Here is a 19,802-nt window from a genome sequence, read left to right as displayed (position 1 = left end):
GTACCAGTACCCAATCGAAACTATCCAGTTGCACAAATAAAAAAGGCCGGGGATTGCCCGGCCGTTGAAGCAACAATGCGATAATGATTAGAAGGTATAGCTTGCGCTAAGGCCAAGGGTTCTCGGCGTTGTGATGTACTGACGCTGGTTGTTGCCGTAGTAGTTTTCAAATACTCCGGTGTCAGTGCTCATGTAGGCACTCGGGTAGCTACCGGTTACACCTTCGTTGTTGAACAGGTTTTTTGCATACAGCGACAACACCCAGGTATCGGTAAGGAGCGATGCCGAAGCATTCCAGAGACTGAAAGCGTCGTGCTCATCCTGGATACTGGTATCCTGTACCGAGTTGATCGTCTTGGACTGGTAGTAACCACCGATACGACTCGCCAACTCGATACCCTCTGTCACGAAGTAGCGGTGGGAGAGCGCTACCGTGGCAACATTTTCGGGGATGCCAGGCAGCTGGTGGCCATCTTCCGCAATCAGGCTGCCGGTCTGCACCTGCAGTAGATCTGCGGTCAGCTCCGCTTTGGTATAGGTGTAACCGGTCTGCAGGCTCAAATTTTCCGAAAGCGCAAATTCCGCTTCCAGCTCCAAGCCACTGGTCGCAGCAGAGTCCCCGTTTTGTGCCATAAAGAAAGCATACCAAGCTGTAGCTGTATTAAGCTGCGGCTCCTGCCAATCTACGTAGAAAACGTTCGCAGAGTAACGCGCCCGATCGGTTTCACCCTTCAGGCCAACCTCATAGTTTTGGGCGGTGTCTTTCCCGAAGGTATTGGCGGCCTCACAATTAGGCTCGGCGAAAAATCCATCACATGGGACAGCATTGGAACCGCCGCGACGGAAACCCTCCGAGTAAGTCGCGTATACCATTAGGCCTTCATTGAGGTCCCAGGAAGCATTCAGTTTGAACTGGACATCGTCCTCTTCCTGATTTGGATATTCCTCGAAGGCCACACTGTCGCCCTCAATAAGCGGGTAACCCAGTGCGGTGCTATTAGTCAGGGTGTTACTGAACCAACGCATTCCGCCGGTCAGGTGGAAGTTATCGGTAAGGTGATACGTAACTTCGCCGTATATCGCCACGTCCTCAAAGGTTTCCTCGCGGACGTAATCGAAGTCGGTCTCCTGCAGTGGCAGCCCGACCCACCAATCTCCATCAGCAGCACAAGCCGCACCCACTTCCACACACGCCTGTCCGTACTCGTCCAGGCCAAGCAAGTAGCTCAGATTGTAAGTCTCTCGCTCCTGGTCCATGTAATAGGCGCCTGCAACCCAGTCAATATTGCCGTCGGTATTGGAAACCAGACGGAATTCCTGTACCAGTGCCTTTTCGCTATAGCCCGCATCTACATGGGCTACCGGACGTGGGTTTCCGGTATACCATGCATTAAACCAGTCATTAGTAAAGGCATTACGATCGGTTACCCACAGGCTGGTATTGTCGCGCCAGCCGTTACCGGTGTGCTCGTACTGAGAGGTAGTGGAAGTCAGTGTGGCAAAGCCCAGGTCCGCCTCGACTTCGAGGCTGAACAGGTCAACTTCGCGCTCGGACGGCTCCAGCATGGTGGATCCGTTATCGTAGTCACCAAAAGTGTCTCCCAGCAGGTTTCCACCGAGCGTCACAGCGCGACGCGCACCGATTTCGTCACTCTGCATTTGATAAGTAGCGGTAGCGCTGACTTTATCAGTCATATCCACACGCAATGCCGCACGCGCATGCATGATTTCTACCGTATCGGCATCTTTTTCTGACGTATAGCAAGAACCATTGAACGCGAGCTCATCAGCACTCAGGGAAGAGCTGTTTACACTTTGGCAGGAACCATCATCGGCCATGACAACTGGCTTGCCATCAGCCAGTTCATAGAGGTTCACGTAGTCGATCACACCGGCATTATCTATAGTGCCGCCCGAGAAACGGAATGCAGCCTTTTCACCCAGTGGCAGGTTCAAAGTCACGTCGGCGCTGTAGTTGGTACCGCTCGACCCATCGGTCTGACTGAGACTGGTGGACGCCTTCACCAAGGTCTCTTCGAGGTTCGGCTTGTTCATGATATAGCGCACGGTACCGCCCATGGCACCCGATCCATACAGGGTTCCCTGTGGTCCACGCAGCACTTCCACACGTTCGACATCCTTCAAAATGAAGTTCGCAAATATCGGCGTGGAATCGACATAGGTAGAAACAGGAGAAACCGCAGATAGGCCGACATCACCATTTGCGCCGTTATCCACGTTCAGGCCGCGGATAATCATATTATTTGCCATACCGGAATTGCGGTACCCCCGATCAAGTACCGCCACGCCAGATACACTGCGCAACAGCTCTGTCGCGTCAACAATATTCTGCTCAGCGATGTCTTCACCATTGACGGCAGAAATGTTGTAAGGGATATCCTGGACGTTTTGCGCTCTTGCAGTCGCGGTCACTATTACCTCTTCAATCAGTGACTCTTGCGCAATCGTGGCTTGTGGGATGGCGAACAGTGACCCTGCGGATACCGCCGCAACGGCACTGGCCAGTGTAGATTTGCTAAACCCCTGCTTGATTGGTTGTTTCATGATGCCCTCTGCTAGGTTTGGATCTCTTATCGTGAGTTATCTCTGCTGGCCAAACTGCGCCGGCTTTTGTTTTGATTCGTTTGTATATCCGGACCCTGGTCCATACCTAGTGCCAGTTAGTCTACAACGACTGATCCAGTTGTGAGTTTTTAAAAAATCATCCTGCGAAAAATGAATTCTTTCCGAACCGCCGTTACTCCGGGATTTTCAGCTCGCCGAGCTGCTCCAGTGCGGGCGATACGGCGCCGGCCTCATATTGCGGATAGCGCACCTTGCCATCGCGGAAACTCTTTAGAGTCTGGCCGAGACCCTTCATACCGCGCTCGCGTACATCAACAACTTTTTCTACATCTAGATAGAGAGCGATTATTTCCTCCTCTACCGATGCCTCATGCAGGGTCTCCCCTTCGGGCCCAACCACGATTGAACGGCCGTTGCCCTGTGCACCGGCACTGTTCACATCAACGATGTAACACTGGTTCATTACCGCACTGGAGCGCACCATCGAAAGCTCATCGATGCGATCAATGGTGTCGGTCTTGGTGGGGTGGATAATGACCTCTGCCCCCATCCAGGCGAGAGCGCGCGTAGTTTCGGGGAACCACATGTCGTAGCAGATGGATACGCCGAAGCGACCCACCTCGGGCACATCGAACACCACGAACTGGTCACCGGCGGTAACGCCCTTTTCGTAGGGCAGGAAAGGATAGATCTTGCGGTAGCGAGTAATCACTTCCCCAGCGGGGTTGATTACCGGTGTGGTGTTGAATACGGCACTGCCACACTTTTCATACATGGAACCAGGGATCAGCCAGATACCCAGCTCCCGCGCGGTGCGACAGAAGGCTTCTTCCTCTGCAGAAGGCAACTCCCTTGCATGCTGGGCGCCCACACCACGCAGTGCCAGCTCGCTCAGTACGATCATCTTTACCCAGGGATAGCGCAATTTGGTGCGCTGGATCTTATGCAGCAGTAACTCGAGGTTGTCAGTCTCCTCAAGTTTCAATTGCAGCGCTGCGATTCCGAAAGACCTGCGGTTGCTACTCATCACACCGGTTCCTGGCTCTGAATTTTGATTTTTCGTTCTTGTCCGGGTTGCCCGTTATTGTCTGGAATAAAACTGACCAGATCAGGGTTGGCTGGATCAATACTGGCCCAAAGCAAGATCCGGCTATAGGGCCAGATGAGGAAAGCGCATGAGTCCAACGGGCTTTGAGCGCCCGACAGACGGCAAGTGGACCCACCGACAGTACCCATCTGGCACTATCGCGCAGGCTGTAATAAGTTAGCTTTGGTCCGGCAAGGCAACCGGCTGCACCAGATTCCACTGGGCATCGGTTCTTTCAAGAACAAGACCAGTATCAAATCGCCGTAATCTCCGGAGCCTCCATGGAAAACCCAGCCCGAGCCGCAGCAACAGACGCCCCTGATTCAGGCTATTCCGGAAGCAGCCTTCCACAGGGCGCCAGCAACGGCCTATTGGTCAGCGATGGCTGGATCGCGAGCATCTTCCTCGCCTTCCTTTCTTCCGCCGGCCTCTACTATGTGAATATTTTTCCGGTGATTGTGGACGCGCTGATGGCCGGTGCCGGGCTCAGCGCCGAGCAGGCGGGAGAGATAACCTTTGCCAACACCATTGGTGCAGTGATCGGGGCGTTTACGGTTTCCTGGCTGATCCGGCATATTCCACGCTGGAAGCGCGCCGCCGCCGTTCTACTGTGCTGCTCGATCGGTATGGATGTGCTGACCATTCAACTGGCGAATCTGGACCTGTTGATTCCCCTGCGGTTGGTCCATGGAATACTCGGCGGCGCGCTGGTGGGGCTTGGGTTCGCGGTAATTGCCCGCAGTGGTATCGCCGGACGCAGTTACAGCATGGTACTGCTCGTGCAATACACCGGTGGCGCTATCGGCGTGGGTTTTTTGCCTGCACTGGTGGCTGAACACGGCACCTATGTACCGTTTTACGCACTGATCACCTTCAGCACCATTACCCTATTGATGCTGCCGTTGATCGCCGACTACCCCCTACCCACGGCAGAGGAAGTGCGTGTTCAAGCAGAGAACCGGGTACCGCTTCCCATGCTGCCCATCGCTGTGACGCTGCTGGCCCTGTTCTGCTTCCAGTTCGCCAATATGGCCCTGTTCGCGTTTATTTTTGATCTCGGGAGGTCTTTCGATCTGCCGCTGGGCTTTATCAGCCAGACGCTGTTCTGGGCAAACCTGATTGCCATCGGCGGGGCAGCGCTGGCGGCGGTGACCGGGCAAAAATTCCCGCTCGCCAAACCATTGGCCATTGCACTGCTGATCACCCTTGTCGGGCTGCTGATGTTCGCATTCAGCGATATTCGCCCGGTGTTCATAATCGCCAATGTGGTGACGGGCATGACCTGGGCGCTCTGCGTACCCTACTTTCTGACCATGGCATCGCGCTTTGACAGCGCCGGGCAGATGGGGGCGTTCGGCGGGTTTGCCTCCAAGCTGGGACTCGCTTGCGGCCCCTTGGTGGCTGGGTACTTCATTACCGGCGGCGGCAGTTATACACAGCTGATCATTCTCGCGACCGCGGTGCTGGCAATTTGCCTGGCCGCGGTACCCGCTGCAGCCAGACTCGACCGCTAACCGGTCAGCTCATGCGGAAGAAGTGTTCCCGGTAGTGCTTTAGCTCGTTGATGGAGTCGTGTATATCGTCCAGCGCGAGATGCGAGGAGGTTTTCTTGACTCCATCCAGCACATCCGGGCGCCAGCGTCGTGCCAGCTCCTTGACCGAGCTGACATCGAGATTGCGGTAGTGGAAGTAGCGCTCCAGTAGCGGCATGTATTTGACCAGGAAACGGCGGTCCTGGCCGATGGAGTTGCCGCACATGGGCGAGGCGCCCTCGGGCACCCACTGCTGCAGAAACTCGATAGTCTCCCGCTCGGCCTGGTGCTCACTGATCTGTGACTCCTTTACCCGCGCCACCAGCCCGGACCCCCCGTGCTGCTCCGTGTTCCAGTCATCCATCGCGTTCAACAGCGCATCGCTCTGGTGGATCGCCATTACCGGCCCTTCCGCCAGCACATTCAGCCGCGAATCCGTCACCACCGTGGCAATTTCAATGATGCGCTCTTTCTCGGGATCCAGGCCGGTCATTTCCAGATCGATCCAGATCAGATTATTCTGATCCACAATAGTCTCCTTAACAGCCTCTGACGGCGCAGTAAAAACGAGGATAGCGGGCAAGGTACCGCAACCACCCATCGATGCAAGTTATAATCCGGCGCTTTCCGCAAACCGAGCCCTCATGAGTAAACGCAAACTCAATCGCCGCCAGCAGTGGCGCATCGCCAAAATCCAGCAGGAACGGGAGGCCCGCGCGCGCAAGCGTGACGAGAGTTTCGAGCACGCCGAGGAAGAGGGCGACTTGGGGCAAGAGCAGACCGGCCTGGTGATCGCCAACTACGGCAGCCAGGTGCTGGTGGAAAGCGACACGGACAGCGAACTACGACAGCGCTGCCATATCCGTGCCAATATCGACACCCTGGTCACTGGCGATAAAGTCGCCTGGAACCCCGCCACCGGTGATGCCACTGGTGGACTCGGCGTCGTGGGCGCGCGCCTGCCACGCCACTCGGAGCTTCAGCGCCCGGACCGCTATGGGGATATGAAGACCGTCGCCGCTAATATCGACCGAATCCTGATCGTCATCGCCCCCTACCCCGAGCCCTTCGCCAACGCCATCGACCGCTACCTTGTGGCCGCAGAAACCACGGGGATTCAGCCGCTATTACTGCTGAACAAGATAGACCTGATTAACGACGACAATCGCGACAGCCTCGAAGAATTGCTCGCGCCCTACCCAGAGCTGGGCTACGAGGTACTGAAGTTATCCACAAAGACCGGCGAAGGTTTGGACGGACTACTGAAAACCCTCGCCGAAGGTACCAGCGTGTTTGTCGGCCAGTCCGGTGTAGGCAAGTCGTCCCTGATCAACGGGTTACTCCCCAGTGCCGACGCACGCACCGGCGCACTTTCTGAAGCTACCGGCAAAGGCACCCACACCACCACCGCCGCGGAACTGTTTCATCTGCCCAGCGGCGGTGATCTGATAGACTCCCCGGGCATCCGCGAGTTTGGCATCTGGCACATGAGCGAAAAGGCGTTGCTGGAAGGCTACGTAGAATTCCGCCCCTTTATCGGCTACTGCCGCTTCCGTGACTGCCGCCACCAGAGCGAACCCGGCTGTGCAATTCAGGAAGCACTGGAGCGCGGCGATATCAGCCAGCGACGCATGGATAGCTTCCTGCACCTGCGCAACAGCCTGGAAAATGAGTGAGCCCCAACACAAGGCCAGAGCGCAAGACCAAACCAATAAGGAATCCCACGAGGAAAACCAAGTGAGTGAAGTACCCCTGATCCTGGAACCGGAGCAGCTGGCCCCGCTGCTCGAGCACGAGGAGATTCGTGTAATCGACCTGAGCGCTCCCGCCAACTATCACGCGGGCCATATTCCCGGCGCCCTTGGCCTTCCCTTCCAGGCACTCATGGCCGGCACCCCACCCGCACCCGGCAAGCTCCCGTCGATTGAGCGTCTTACCGAAGTCATGCGCGCCATCGGCCTCACCCCCGACACCCACATCGTCGCCTGCGACGACGAAGGCGGCGGCTGGGCCGGACGCCTGCTGTGGACGCTCGAAGTCATCGGCCACAAGAAATACAGCTATCTGAACGGCGGTATGGTCGCCTGGAAAAACGCGGGCCTGCCCCTGTCCACCGAAGACGTCGCCGTCACCCCCAGTGACATCGACATCAATGTCTCTGACAACGCGCCGATGATAGACGCGGAACAAATTCAGCAGCGCCTTGATCAAAACGATCTGCAAATCTGGGATGCACGCTCGCCGGCGGAATATACCGGTGAACGTATTGTTGCCATGCGCGGCGGACATATTCCCGGTGCGATAAACTGCGAATGGACGCAACTGATGGATCCGCAGCGGGACTTGCGCATTCGCTCTGATGCGAAAGAGTTTCTCGCAGCGCTTGGGATTAATGGCGAAAAAGAAATTGCGACCCACTGCCAGAGCCACCATCGCTCAGCATTTACCTGGTTGGTGGGAAAATCTCTTGGCTTACCGATCAAGGCTTACCCGGGGTCGTGGAGTGAGTGGGGCAACCTGGCAGACACACCAATAGAGAACTAACGGATAGCCATGCTCGTTTTCGCTAACGAAGCAAGGAAGTTCGAATCGAAGGGCAGGTGCCGGGTACGGGTTTTCAGGAGCGTCGGCGGCATGGACGCCGCCGACGCAGCGTACAGGGACGTATTCACAGCGGTCCTGAAAACCCGTACCCGGTGCCTGACCGCCATACTACTTAAACCGAGCTCGAATAGAGCACGGCACCAGACACAAACCAACGGGACCAACAAACCTTCATGCACCCGAAATTGTTTATCTTCCTGCAATACATTACCCCCCAACACTTGCTCTCCAGAGCGGCTGGCTGGTTAGCCGAAACCCGCATCGGCGGTATTAAGAACCCGTTTACCAAATGGTTTGTGGAAAAGTACCAGGTTGATATGAGCGAAGCCCTCGAAGAGGACTACACCGCCTACACCTGCTTTAACGACTTTTTCACCCGCGCCCTCAAAGAAGGCGCCCGCCCCATCGTCGAGGGTGAAGGCACCATTGCCGGCTGTGCCGACGGCGCCATCAGCCAGTTGGGTGAAATTCACAACGGCAGAATCTTTCAGGCTAAAGGCCAAGACTACAGCCTGCTCGAACTGGTAGGTGGCGATCCCGAAGTTGCCTCACAATTTACCGGCGGAAAATTTGCAACTGTCTACCTCTCACCAAAAGATTATCACCGCGTTCATATGCCGCTCGATGGCGTGCTTCAGCGTATGATCTATGTCCCAGGTGAACTCTTCTCGGTAAATACCACCACCGCGGAGAATGTTCCCCGCCTGTTTGCCCGCAACGAACGCCTCGTATGTATCTTCGATACCGCCGCCGGTCCCATGGCAATGATTCTTGTGGGCGCCATGATTGTTGCCGCCATCGAAACCGTCTGGGCTGGACAGGTTGCGCCCATCAAGCGCCAGATTCGCACCACCCGCTACGACGAGCAAAAACCCATCGCACTGAAAAAAGGTGACGAAATGGGTCGCTTCAAGCTCGGCTCTACCGTGGTGCTGTTGTTCGGTGCTGACAAGGTGAACTGGCTCGAAGAGCTGGCCGCGGAGACACCGGTAAAAATGGGCGAGCACTTCGGGGATTTGATTTAACTCAAAGCTGATTCACCTCATCGCACATTCGCAGCTCGAAATTCCGAGCTAAGGTGGCGATACCGGGTACTTGTTGGCGAGACCTTCCGCGAGAGGGACCTCGCGGAAGAGCCCCCATGGATGGGTTAAGGGGGAGCGCCTAGCTCGTGTCTCGCCAACAAGTACCCGGTAGCGGGACCGCCACAGGATTTACATTCAAACGATCCACCGAACCCGCCGAATCTACCATGCCTGCAATTCCATCCTTCATCCGCAGCAATCCCAAACTCGCGTTTTTCGCGCTGCTCGCCGTCGCCGCCTCCGGTTTTGGCCAGACATTTTTTATTGCCATTTTCGGCGGCGCACTACGGGAGGAATTCAACCTGAGCAATAGCTGGTACGGCGCCAGCTACAGTGGCGCAACACTGCTATCAGCATTCGTATTACTAAGTGCGGGAACTCTGGTAGACCGATGGCCGCTGAGACGGGTAGCGACTCTGGGAGTCTTGATGTTGTGCGGCGGCTGCCTGGTTCTCGCTTTCGCACAATCTGCTTGGATGCTGCTGCCAGGGTTCTTCCTGCTGCGCTTTGCCGGCCAGGGTTTTATGACCCATATGGGAATGACCACTGCCGGGCGCTACTTCACCGCAAACCGGGGCAGAGTAATTGCACTCGCGGCGCTGGGCTTCCCCATCGCCGAGGCACTGCTGCCCACCGGTGGCTCACTGATGATTGATACCAACGGTTGGCGCAGTGTATGGGTGATTGCAGCAGCGGTTTTGTTTACTGCGGTGTTACCCGCGCTGATCTGGCTCGCCGGTGATACCGGCAACAGGACCACAGAAAGCGGTGACGGGAGCGACCAGGAATCTAGCGATTACACGCGCTCGCAGGTTTTGAGGGATCGCGGGTTTTACTGCCTGCTACCTGCAGCGCCAATGACTCCCTTTGTGGTTACTGCAATCCTGTTTCACCAGACCGCGATTGCCGATGAGCGCGGCTGGTCCATGGCCGTGCTTGCCGGTGCATTTGGCAGCTACGCTGCCGGACATTTGCTCGCGCTGTTTTTTGCCGGCGGGCTGGTGGATCGGTTCGGGGCCCAGCGCAGTCTGCCGCTTGCTTTGTGCCCAATGATTGCAGCTCTTGCTCTGCTGGCGCTGTGCCACAGCACTTGGGTGCCGTATTTGTACCTCGCGCTAATCGGTATTGCGCAGGCGGGTACAGGCACCGCAGGCAGCGCCCTGTGGCCGGAACGATATGGCAGTACACATCTGGGCGCCATACGCTCGGTCTCCCAGGCGAGCATGGTGTTTTCCACCGCAGCCTCACCACTTCTGCTGGGTTTCCTGCTCGATCGGGGCTGGGATGTTCAGGCACTGGGGTTGCTGTTAGCGGGGCTGATACTCGCCGCCAGCCTGCTTACCCTGCTGGCGCCAATGACCACAAAACAGAAGCCGCTAACGGTCACTGCCTGAAGAGAAGGGCGGATAAAATTTATCGGCTGGGAATTAAGCGCGCGATAAAGGCGGGAAGGCGCTGCTCGTACAAGTACTGGTCGCGCACTTTGGCCACATCAATTTGAGGGTAGCGGCTTGGGTCCAGGTCCTGAGTGATGGTGATCAGGCCCACTTCTGCCAGGGATTTCTTACCCTTGTTGACGATCGCCTGCTTGCGATCATCATCGGCGGCCATATCGAACAGCCGCGGCTTTTCCAGCAGCTTTTTATTTCCGTCGGTCACCAGCATGACTCTCGGTTTCAGTCTGCGTTTATGGCTCTGCTCCACCACTACAGCAATCTCACCAGTTGAGAGCTCGACCTGAGTACCGGTGGGGTACAGCCCCATGGACTGGATAAACTCCACCACCAGCTGTTCCTGAAAAGCACTATTGCGGAGATCGTACAGCTGACTCACAGCCCTCGACGGCGGCAGTGGAAATTCTGCACCGCGGGGATTTGTCGCTTCGTCGTAGAAGGTGACGATACCGCACATCCGGGCCAATACCGGAATCTGTCCACCGCGCAGGCCGCGTGGGTAACCGCAGCCATCGTACTGCTCCCTGTGACACTGCACGATGGTGAGCACCTGCGGATCGATATTCGCATCGGAGGAAAGCAGCTTCACGCTGTAATCCACAAACTTGCGATACTCCAGCTCTTCCCGCGGCTCCCGTTTCTTAGCTTTCAGGATTTCTTCAGGGAGGTAAAGCTTGCCAACATCTTTCAACAGAGTGGCAATCGCCAGCTGTACCAACTCCTGGCGCCGCAGACCGATATGGCGGCCAAACACTACGGACCATACACTCGCGCGCACCGAGTGACTGTACGTGTGCTCGTCTTTTTCGCGTACCCGCGCCAGCCAAGAAAATGCATCCGGGCTTCGCAGCACGCTGTCTACCATCTGCGTGACGGTCTGGTTGACCTGCGCGGTGGGCAGCGGGCGGTCCGCATTCAACTGAACCATGACCTCATGCATGCCCTGGATAATACGATCGTGCAGCTGCCGGGCCTTGGCCGCTTCTTTGCGAGCCGGCTCAGGGGGAGCGTAGCTGTCGTGCTTTACCTGTACCGGCTTGCAGTTGATAGCAACGGGAACGCGCCGCTGGGTACCTTTGGCGGGAGACGAGCCAGATCCGGCTTCGCTGGCGGCGCTGGTCAGCTTGCGAAGCTTGACGCCCACGTCGCCCACGGTCTTGACTACATCTACATAGACATAGCGGCAGTATTTCTGCAGCTGTCGAACTTCTTCGAGATCGCGGATATAGAAGCCCTGAAGGGCAAAAGGAGTGCGCGTCCACGGGCGATCCAGACGGGACACAAACATGCCCCGTTGCAGGTCTTCAACGAATACCTTCGCCTGTTGGATTGCCACTTGATAGTTGCCGCGTGTTTTTGTTTTGTTCTGGTGTTCTGTATTAATTCTGGGAGCCGCCGATACCAGCCGGTAACGGCATGACTGGTACACACTAATGCCCCGCTTTGGGGCATACCCAAAGCGGGGCAAATTGTCACACAAGTCTACACGCTAGTAGACACTATATTTGTGATACGCGTCACACATGGGTGGTCAGTGATTACTCACCCCCACAATTCATTCCGATTCACTGGTGGTATTGAGGAGACAATTCCACCACTGCATCAAACATAGCGCCCGCGTGGGCCGGATCTACCTTCGGAGTAACCCCGTGGCCGAGATTGAAGATATGCCCGCCGCCCTTACCGTAGGCGGCGAGAATGGTCTTCACTTCTTCGCGTATCCGCTCTGGATTTGCCAGCAGGATGGACGGATCCATATTGCCCTGTAGAGCCACCTTGTCGCCAACTCGGGCGCGCGCCTGAGCGATATCCGTAGTCCAGTCCAGGCCCAGGGCAGTAGCACCGGTATCCGCCATCGCCTCCAGCCACTGCCCACCACCCTTGGTGAACAGAATTACCGGGACCTGACGGCCATCCTGTTCCTTGATCAACCCCTGCACAATACGGGCCATATAATTCAGGGAAAATTCCTTATAGGCACTGTGGCTCAGCGCCCCACCCCAGGTATCGAAAATCTGTACCGCCTGGGCCCCAGCACGGATCTGGGCGTTCAGGTAGTCAATCACCGAATCCGCCAGCACGCTGAGCAGCTGGTGCATATCCTGCGGGCGGTTGTAGAGCATTTCCTTGGCGCGGGCGAAATCCCGGCTGGAGCCACCTTCAATCATGTAGGTTGCCAGGGTCCAGGGACTGCCGGAGAACCCTATCAGCGGCACGCGACCGTTCAGCTCGCGGCGGATGGTGGTGACGGCATCGGTGACGTAACTCAGGTCGTTAGCGGTATTGACCACTTCAAGAGCAGCGATATCGGCGCTGGTGCGCACTGGTTTCTTGAATTTGGGGCCTTCACCTTCCTCAAAATACAGCCCGAGGCCCATGGCGTCGGGAATGGTGAGGATGTCAGAAAACAGGATGGCGGCATCGAGGGGATAGCGCTCCAGCGGTTGCAGAGTCACTTCGCAGGCCAGTTCGGTGTTGCGACACAGATCCATAAAGGTGCCGGCCTTGGCGCGGGTGGCGCGGTATTCGGGCAGGTAGCGACCGGCCTGGCGCATCATCCACATGGGCGTACGGTCGACGGGTTGGCGCAGCAGGGCACGGAGGAATCGGTCGTTTTGGAGGGGGGCGAACTGGGTATCAGACATGATCACAAGGACTGGGTAAATGGCCGGCCATTGTACTCTCGAGGTCTCTTTTAGGACAGAGACTCGCCTGACTCAGGATTTATGTGGGTGATTGGGGCGAGCTACGGATCTTTATTTTGGCCCCAGATTTGGGCGTCGGTGGTACGTATTCGGGCAGGACGGTAGCGGCTTTGCTACCGGGTGGCTTTATGCGGGACACGCCGTGAACCCATCCCTGGGGGCTCGGCTGCGGCCGTCCTGGCCGCAGACGGTCCCGCATAAAGCCACCCGGCATCAAAGCCTTCGCATCGGGCTCATGAGAAGTCCGGAACTTCGGAGAAACCCGTCTGTGATTCAGGCTCAGCGCTGAAATTCGATGAAAAGGTGCTGATGCCGGTAAACGTTTGCCAGACCTTCTAAAACAGGGACGTTTTAGAAGAGCCCCATGGATGGGTTCACGGCGTGTCTGGCAAACGTTTACCGGCAGCAGTACCGCCACAGAACCAGCTAGCGGTACAACATAGGCAAATACAGAGGAAAAACTAAACCTCGAGGAAATCGAGAATACCCTCAGCAGCCTGGCGCCCTTCCCAGATAGCAGTAACAACGAGGTCAGAGCCGCGAACCATATCGCCACCAGCAAAGACTTTTTCATTGCTGGTCTGGAATTTGTATTCCTGCTTCTCAGGCGCAACAACACCACCCCAGTCGGCGACTTCGATATTGTGGTCACCGAACCACTCCGCCGGGCTCGGACGGAAGCCGAAGGCTACCAGTACGATGTCCGCCGGGATGATCTCTTCGGACCCGGGTACCACTTCCGGACGGCGGCGGCCGTTTTCGTCGGGCTCGCCGAGCTTGGTGGTTACCACCTTTACGCCTTCTACCTTGCCGTCACCGACAATCTCAACCGGCTGGCGGTTGAACAGGAAGCGTACGCCCTCTTCCTTCGCATTCGCCACCTCGCGGCGGGAACCCGGCATGTTTTCCTCATCACGGCGATAGGCACAGGTCACCCGCTTGGCGCCCTGGCGAATAGACGTACGGTTACAGTCCATCGCAGTGTCACCACCACCCAGAACCACAACGCGCTTGTCCTCTACCGAGATGAAATCTTCCGGTTTCTTCTCAAAGCCCAGGTTGCGATTCACATTGGCCACCAGGAACGGCAGTGCATCGTACACACCAGGCAGGTCTTCACCGGGAAAACCGCCCTTCATGTAGTTGTAGGTACCCATCGCCAGGAATACCGCATCGTAATCGGCCATCAGCTGGTCGAAGGTGATGTCCTTGCCGATTTCCGTTTCCAGGCAGAACTCCACGCCCATTTCGGTGAAGATCGCGCGACGCTGCTGCATCACGGATTTTTCGAGCTTGAATTCGGGGATACCGAAGGTCAGCAGGCCGCCGATTTCCGGGTACTTATCGAAGACGACTGGCTGCACACCGTTGCGCACCAGCACGTCCGCACAAGCGAGACCCGCGGGACCGGCGCCTACAACGGCGACACGCTTGTCGGTCTTCTTCACCGCGCTCAGGTCCGGACGCCAGCCCAGGGCAAAGGCAGTATCGGTAATGTACTTCTCGGCATTGCCGATGGTCACCGCACCGAAGCCGTCGTTCAGGGTGCAGGCCCCCTCACACAGGCGGTCCTGCGGACATACGCGGCCACACACTTCCGGCAGGGAGTTGGTCTGATGACTCAGCTCCGCCGCTTCCATGATGTTGCCTTCGCTGATCAGGCGCAGCCAGTTCGGAATATAGTTGTGTACCGGGCACTTCCACTCGCAATAGGGGTTGCCGCAGTCTAGACAGCGGTGCGCCTGGCTGGCTACCTGACGCTGGGTAAACGGCTGGTAAATCTCCACGAACTGGTTGGTGCGCGTGATGATGTCTTTCTTGGCGGGGTCCACTCGGCCCACGTCGACAAACTGGAAATCGTTGTTAAGACGCTGTGACATAAGTAAATATCCCCCTTATTCGCCGCGCTTGCGTACATCGGACAGCAGTCCGGCGAGGCTGGCGGCCTTCGGCTTCACCAACCAGAATTTATTGAGGTAATCGTCGAAGTTGTCCAACAACTCCTCACCCCAGGCACTACCGGTCTCGGCAACGAACTCCTCAATCACTTCGCGCAGGTGACTCTGGTATTCCTCCAGGCTCTCACTGCTGATGCGGCGCAGCTCGATCAGCTCGTGGTTGCACTTATCGAAGAAGTCGCGATCCATATCCAGCACATAGGCGAAGCCGCCGGTCATACCGGCACCGAAGTTGACCCCGGTCTTGCCAAGCACCGCGACCATACCGCCGGTCATGTATTCGCAGCAGTGATCACCTGCGCCTTCAACCACCGCGAAGGCGCCGGAATTACGCACGCCGAAGCGTTCACCGGCACAGCCAGAGGCAAACAGCTTGCCGCCGGTGGCACCGTAAAGACAGGTATTGCCGACGATGCTGGTTTCCTGAGATGCGAATTCGCTGCCCTGGGGCGGACGGATGACCAGCTTGCCGCCGGCCATACCTTTACCCACATAGTCGTTGGCGTCGCCTTCCAGGTACATCTCCAGGCCGCCGGCGTTCCACACACCGAAGGACTGACCGGCAACGCCGGTGAGACGCAGTTTGATCGGTGCATCCACCATGCCCTGGTTGCCGTGGCGCTTGGCAATCTCACCGGAAAGACGCGCGCCGATAGAGCGGTCGCAGTTGGTGAGCTTGAAGCTGAACTCGCCGCCGGCCAGGTTTTCGATCGCCGGCAGAGTTTCTTCCACCATGCGCTCGGCCAACAGGCCCTTGTCCCAGGGCTCGTTCTTGGCCTGCTGGCAGGTCTGCGGCTTGCTGTCGAGCAGTGCATCGGTGTGCAATAGCGGCGACAGGTCGAGTGTCTTCTGCTTGGCAGTGCGGCCTTCCAGGGTCTCCAGCAGGTCCACGCGGCCCACCAGCTCGTCCATGGTGCGCACACCCAGGCTCGCCATCCACTCGCGGGTTTCCTCGGCCACGAACTTGAAGAAGTTCATCGCCATTTCCACGGTGCCGATGTAGTGCTCGTCGCGCAGGTCCTTGTTCTGGGTGGCGACGCCAGTGGCACAGTTGTTCAGGTGACAGATACGCAGGTACTTACAGCCCAGCGCCACCATCGGCGCGGTGCCGAAGCCGAAGCTCTCGGCACCCAGCATGGCCGCTTTGACCACGTCGAGACCCGACTTCAGACCGCCATCGGTCTGTACCCGCACATTGCCACGCAAGTCGTTAGCGCGCAGGGTCTGGTGGGTTTCCGCCAGCCCCAGCTCCCAGGGGGAACCGGCGTAGCGGATGGAGGTGATCGGGCTCGCGGCGGTACCGCCGTCGTAACCGGAAATGGTGATCAGGTCCGCGTAGGCCTTGGCCACACCTGCGGCGATGGTGCCGACGCCGGGACGGGATACCAGCTTCACCGAGACCAGCGCGTCCGGGTTGACCTGCTTGAGGTCGTAAATCAGCTGCGCCAGATCCTCAATGGAGTAGATATCGTGATGCGGTGGCGGCGAGATGAGGGTCACACCTGGCACGGAGTAGCGCAGGCGTGCGATCAGCTCGTTTACCTTGCCGCCGGGCAGCTGGCCGCCCTCACCGGGCTTGGCACCCTGGGCGACCTTGATCTGCAGCACCTCGGCATTCACCAGGTAGTGCGGGGTAACTCCAAAACGGCCGGAGGCGATCTGCTTGATTTTGGAAACCTTGTCGGTACCGAATCGCACCGGATCCTCACCACCCTCACCGCTGTTGGAGCGGCCACCCAGGCGGTTCATAGCCTGGGCCAGCGCCTCGTGCGCTTCCGGCGACAGGGCGCCGAGGGACATTGCGGCGGAATCGAAGCGGCGCAGAATGTTTTCCGCGGGCTCCACTTCTTCCAGCGGAATCGGCTGCACGTCTTTTTTAAGCCCCAGCAGGTCACGCAGGGTAGCGACCGGTCGCTGGTTAATCAGGGTGGCGTAGTCGCGCCAGGCACCGTAGTCACCGCTGCGCACCGCTTCCTGCAGCGCCTTGACCACATCCGGGTTGAACGCATGGTATTCCTGACCGTAGACAAACTTGTGCAGACCGCCGGGGGAGACCTTCTTGCGCGGTTTCCATGCCAGTTGCGCGCGCGCGCGCATGTCATCTTCCAGCTCATTGAAACCGGCACCCAATACGCGGGCAGGAGCTTCCGGGAAGCACAGGTCAATGACGTCCTGGGACAGGCCCACCAGCTCAAACAGCAACGCACCACGGTAGGACGCAATGGTAGAAATACCCATCTTCGACAGGATTTTCAGCAGGCCCTTGATAATGCCGTTGCGATAGTTTTTCTGTGCGGTCGCCGCGTCCAGCAGCAGCTCACCGGTTTCGATCAGGTGATTGATGATGCTGTAGGAGAAGTACGGGTGCACCGCGGTCGCCCCCACGCCGATCAAACACGCCAACTGGTGTGAGTCACGCGCGGTGGCGGTGTCCACCACAATGTTGGAGTCGCAGCGCAGGCCGTTGTGCACCAGGTGGTGGTGTACTGCACCGGTGGCCATCAGCGCATCGATGGGCAGCTTGCCCTCTTTGATATCGCGATCCGACAGAACCACAATGGCCGTGCCGTCCTTGCGCACAGAGTCCGCAACAGCACTACACAGTTTTTCGATGGCGCTCTTCAGGTCCAGCTGCGCAGGATCGTAATTGAGGTCGAAAACTTTTGCCCTGAACTCTTCTCGACCGAGATCGAGCAACGCCGTGTATTTCATGTGCGAGAGCACTGGCGAAGACAGAATCACACGGTCCGCGTGTTCCTGGGTCTGCTCGAAGACAGATTTCTCACGGCCCAGGCAGGTCTCCAGAGACATGACGATGGTTTCGCGCAGCGGGTCGATGGGCGGGTTGGTGACCTGCGCAAACTGCTGACGGAAATAATCGTACAGGCAGCGGTTGCCTTCGGACAGTACCGCCATCGGCGTATCGTCGCCCATGGAGCCCACGGCTTCCTGCCCCGCTTCCGCCAGCGGGCGGATAACCTGATCGCGCTCTTCCAGGGAAGAACTGAATAGCTTCTGGTAAACCTTGAACTGGTCGAAGGAGAAGTTGTTGTCTACCGGCGCGGTCACCAGGGTGGAACGGATGCGACGAGCCTTTTCCTTCAGCCATTTTTTATAAGGCTGCGCATTTTTCAGCTCACCATCCACATCGGCGGTATGGCGCAGCTCGCCCTTCAAAGTATCCACAGACAGAATCTGACCGGGACCCAGGCGGCCTTTTGCGACGACGTCGGCCGGGTCGTAATGGTAGGTACCCACTTCGGACGCAACGGTAATGAAGTCGTCCTTGGTAATCACCCAGCGGGACGGACGCAGGCCATTACGGTCCAGGGTACACACGGCGTGACGGCCATCGGTCAGTACCAGGCCGGCGGGGCCATCCCATGGCTCCATATGCATGGAGTTGTATTCGTAGAAAGCGCGCAGGTCCGAGTCCATGGTGTCCACGTTCTGCCATGCTGGCGGAACCAGCATGCGGATGGCGCGGTGCATATCGATGCCACCCACGGTGAGCAGCTCCAGCATATTGTCCAGGCTGGAGGAATCGGAACCCACACGGTTTACCAGCGGCTGCAGCTCGGACAGCTCTGGCACCAGCTTGGTAATGAATTTGTTGGTACGCGCCACGGACCAGTTGCGGTTACCGGTGATGGTGTTGATCTCACCATTGTGGGCAAGCATGCGGAACGGCTGTGCAAGCGGCCAGCGCGGCATGGTGTTGGTAGAGAAACGCTGGTGGAAAACGCAGATGGCCGTTTCCAGGCGCGGATCCGCCAGGTCCGGGAAGAACGCCGGCAGGTCCGCCGGCATCATCAAGCCTTTATAGGAGAGCACCGATGTGGACAGGCTGCCGATATAGGTGACATCAGTCAGCTGCTGCTCCGCCTTGCGGCGGGCAACGAACAGGCGCGCGTTAAACTGCTGCTGCTCCAGCGGTGATTGCGCGTTGTTGATCAGCAGGTGCTCAAATCGCGGCAGGCTTTCCCTGGCGATAGGACCCAGACAGTCCTCATTGGTCGGCACGACGCGCCAGCCGGCCACCTGCAGGCCCTGCGCTTGCACAGCGCTCTCAAGAATGGCGCGTGCGCTGGCGGCCTCGGCCTCGTCCAGCGGCAACATGATCGAGCCGACCGCATACAGATCGCTCAGGTCCCGGCCAAATTGCTCTTTGGCTACGGCACGCAGGAAACCATCGGGTTTTTGCAGTAACAGGCCACAGCCGTCACCGGTTTTACCATCGGCGGCAATACCGCCGCGGTGAGTCATGCAGGTCAGCGATTCAATCGCCGTCTGCAGTAACTTATGGCTGGTTTTGCCCTTCAGGTGGGCGATCAGTCCAAAGCCACAGTTATCTTTGAACTCATCCAATCGATACAGACCGCTACCCATAGAATTCCTCAAAGTGTTATCGCTACCCCTATACCATGACGGCGCACCGAACCGGCCATCATTCACCGGCGGTGGCAATCAGGTCACAGTCAATAGACTGTCCCTGGGGGTATATTTATCTAGTCTTGAGCCAAAGGTGCCGCAGATTTCACTGAGTTTTCTGTACTCCAGTGACAAAAAAAGCCCGCGTAAGGGGCTTGGTGGTGCTCGCTCGGTGCGAGCCTGCGTTTGTTATTATCGGCTCCTAACCCCGGCTTTCACCGAGGGGGCGCGCAATATTACTCGTGCCCCCCTGCAATTGCAAGATTCGCCAGTTTTTTCCGCTGTTTGCGGGCTACTTAACCGATTTATCTTCTTTTACCGTACGGAGTTGTCAAAGAATCCTCAGACGGGTAATAAAAC

Annotated in this window: 12 protein-coding genes; 5 read left to right on the top strand and 7 right to left on the bottom strand. The window is 57.6% G+C overall.

The genetic code is table 11. The features are described 5' to 3' along the window. Window positions 1-87: 87 nt before the first annotated feature. Window positions 88-2,565 (bottom strand): TonB-dependent receptor, encoded by a 2,478-nt coding sequence (locus LC059_RS14910; protein ID WP_226704662.1) that lies wholly within the window; start codon window positions 2,563-2,565, stop codon window positions 88-90. A 193-nt stretch (window positions 2,566-2,758) separates the two neighbouring features. Beyond that, on the bottom strand, window positions 2,759-3,613 hold the full coding sequence (locus tag LC059_RS14905) for a carbon-nitrogen hydrolase family protein (RefSeq protein WP_226704661.1): 855 nt from the start codon (window positions 3,611-3,613) through the stop codon (window positions 2,759-2,761). 341 nt (window positions 3,614-3,954) lie between these two features. Between LC059_RS14905 and LC059_RS14900 the strand changes: the two genes are divergently transcribed. Continuing rightward, window positions 3,955-5,187, top strand: a complete 1,233-nt coding sequence (locus LC059_RS14900; protein WP_226704660.1) for an MFS transporter — start codon at window positions 3,955-3,957, stop codon at window positions 5,185-5,187. A gap of 4 nt (window positions 5,188-5,191) precedes the next feature. On the opposite strand, the gene orn is transcribed toward LC059_RS14900, so the two are convergent. Continuing rightward, complete coding sequence (gene orn, locus LC059_RS14895) at window positions 5,192-5,734, bottom strand: oligoribonuclease (protein ID WP_226704659.1); 543 nt, start codon at window positions 5,732-5,734, stop codon at window positions 5,192-5,194. Between the two features lie 115 nt (window positions 5,735-5,849). Between orn and rsgA the strand changes: the two genes are divergently transcribed. The 4 genes from rsgA to LC059_RS14875 all read left to right on the top strand — a co-directional run bounded on the left by rsgA (window position 5,850) and on the right by LC059_RS14875 (window position 10,288). Beyond that, window positions 5,850-6,881 carry a small ribosomal subunit biogenesis GTPase RsgA gene (gene rsgA / locus LC059_RS14890; protein ID WP_226704658.1) on the top strand — a complete coding sequence of 344 codons (1,032 nt, stop codon included), beginning with the start codon at window positions 5,850-5,852 and terminating at the stop codon, window positions 6,879-6,881. A gap of 61 nt (window positions 6,882-6,942) precedes the next feature. Beyond that, window positions 6,943-7,749 carry a sulfurtransferase gene (locus tag LC059_RS14885; RefSeq protein WP_226704657.1) on the top strand — a complete coding sequence of 269 codons (807 nt, stop codon included), beginning with the start codon at window positions 6,943-6,945 and terminating at the stop codon, window positions 7,747-7,749. A gap of 233 nt (window positions 7,750-7,982) precedes the next feature. Then, window positions 7,983-8,834, top strand: a complete 852-nt coding sequence (asd, locus tag LC059_RS14880; RefSeq protein WP_226704656.1) for an archaetidylserine decarboxylase — start codon at window positions 7,983-7,985, stop codon at window positions 8,832-8,834. A gap of 227 nt (window positions 8,835-9,061) precedes the next feature. Further along, the gene (locus LC059_RS14875) at window positions 9,062-10,288 is read left to right on the top strand and encodes an MFS transporter (RefSeq protein ID WP_226704655.1); all 1,227 of its coding nucleotides are present in this window, start codon (window positions 9,062-9,064) and stop codon (window positions 10,286-10,288) included. A 19-nt stretch (window positions 10,289-10,307) separates the two neighbouring features. Here LC059_RS14875 and LC059_RS14870 read toward each other — a convergent pair whose 3' ends face one another. The 4 genes from LC059_RS14870 to gltB all read right to left on the bottom strand — a co-directional run bounded on the left by LC059_RS14870 (window position 10,308) and on the right by gltB (window position 19,400). After that, a complete protein-coding gene (locus LC059_RS14870) occupies window positions 10,308-11,684 on the bottom strand; it encodes an HD-GYP domain-containing protein (RefSeq protein WP_226704654.1) in 1,377 nt (458 codons plus the stop codon). Between the two features lie 229 nt (window positions 11,685-11,913). Further along, window positions 11,914-12,993: a uroporphyrinogen decarboxylase gene (gene hemE, locus LC059_RS14865; RefSeq protein WP_226704653.1), complete on the bottom strand. Its 1,080-nt coding sequence runs from the start codon at window positions 12,991-12,993 to the stop codon at window positions 11,914-11,916. A 521-nt stretch (window positions 12,994-13,514) separates the two neighbouring features. Further along, entirely contained in the window at window positions 13,515-14,933 is a 1,419-nt protein-coding gene (locus tag LC059_RS14860; protein ID WP_226704652.1) for an FAD-dependent oxidoreductase, read from the bottom strand. A 15-nt stretch (window positions 14,934-14,948) separates the two neighbouring features. Then, the gene (gene gltB / locus LC059_RS14855) at window positions 14,949-19,400 is read right to left on the bottom strand and encodes a glutamate synthase large subunit (protein WP_226704651.1); all 4,452 of its coding nucleotides are present in this window, start codon (window positions 19,398-19,400) and stop codon (window positions 14,949-14,951) included. Window positions 19,401-19,802 lie beyond the last annotated feature (402 nt).

The organism is Microbulbifer elongatus (genome assembly GCF_020524885.1).
GTDB lineage: Bacteria > Pseudomonadota > Gammaproteobacteria > Pseudomonadales > Cellvibrionaceae > Microbulbifer > Microbulbifer elongatus_A.
Note: the sequence above shows the minus strand (reverse complement) of the source record. Positions and strands in the feature narration are given on the sequence as shown.

Excerpts from the sequence above, each read along its gene's own strand:
- hemE (WP_226704653.1), bottom strand. The coding sequence starts at position 12,993 with ATGTCTGATACCCAGTTCGCCCCCCTCCAAAACGACCGATTCCTCCGT.
- gltB (WP_226704651.1), bottom strand. The coding sequence starts at position 19,400 with ATGGGTAGCGGTCTGTATCGATTGGATGAGTTCAAAGATAACTGTGGC.
- LC059_RS14900 (WP_226704660.1), top strand. The coding sequence starts at position 3,955 with ATGGAAAACCCAGCCCGAGCCGCAGCAACAGACGCCCCTGATTCAGGC.
- LC059_RS14910 (WP_226704662.1), bottom strand. The coding sequence starts at position 2,565 with ATGAAACAACCAATCAAGCAGGGGTTTAGCAAATCTACACTGGCCAGT.
- LC059_RS14905 (WP_226704661.1), bottom strand. The coding sequence starts at position 3,613 with ATGAGTAGCAACCGCAGGTCTTTCGGAATCGCAGCGCTGCAATTGAAA.
- rsgA (WP_226704658.1), top strand. The coding sequence starts at position 5,850 with ATGAGTAAACGCAAACTCAATCGCCGCCAGCAGTGGCGCATCGCCAAA.
- asd (WP_226704656.1), top strand. The coding sequence starts at position 7,983 with ATGCACCCGAAATTGTTTATCTTCCTGCAATACATTACCCCCCAACAC.
- LC059_RS14875 (WP_226704655.1), top strand. The coding sequence starts at position 9,062 with ATGCCTGCAATTCCATCCTTCATCCGCAGCAATCCCAAACTCGCGTTT.
- LC059_RS14860 (WP_226704652.1), bottom strand. The coding sequence starts at position 14,933 with ATGTCACAGCGTCTTAACAACGATTTCCAGTTTGTCGACGTGGGCCGA.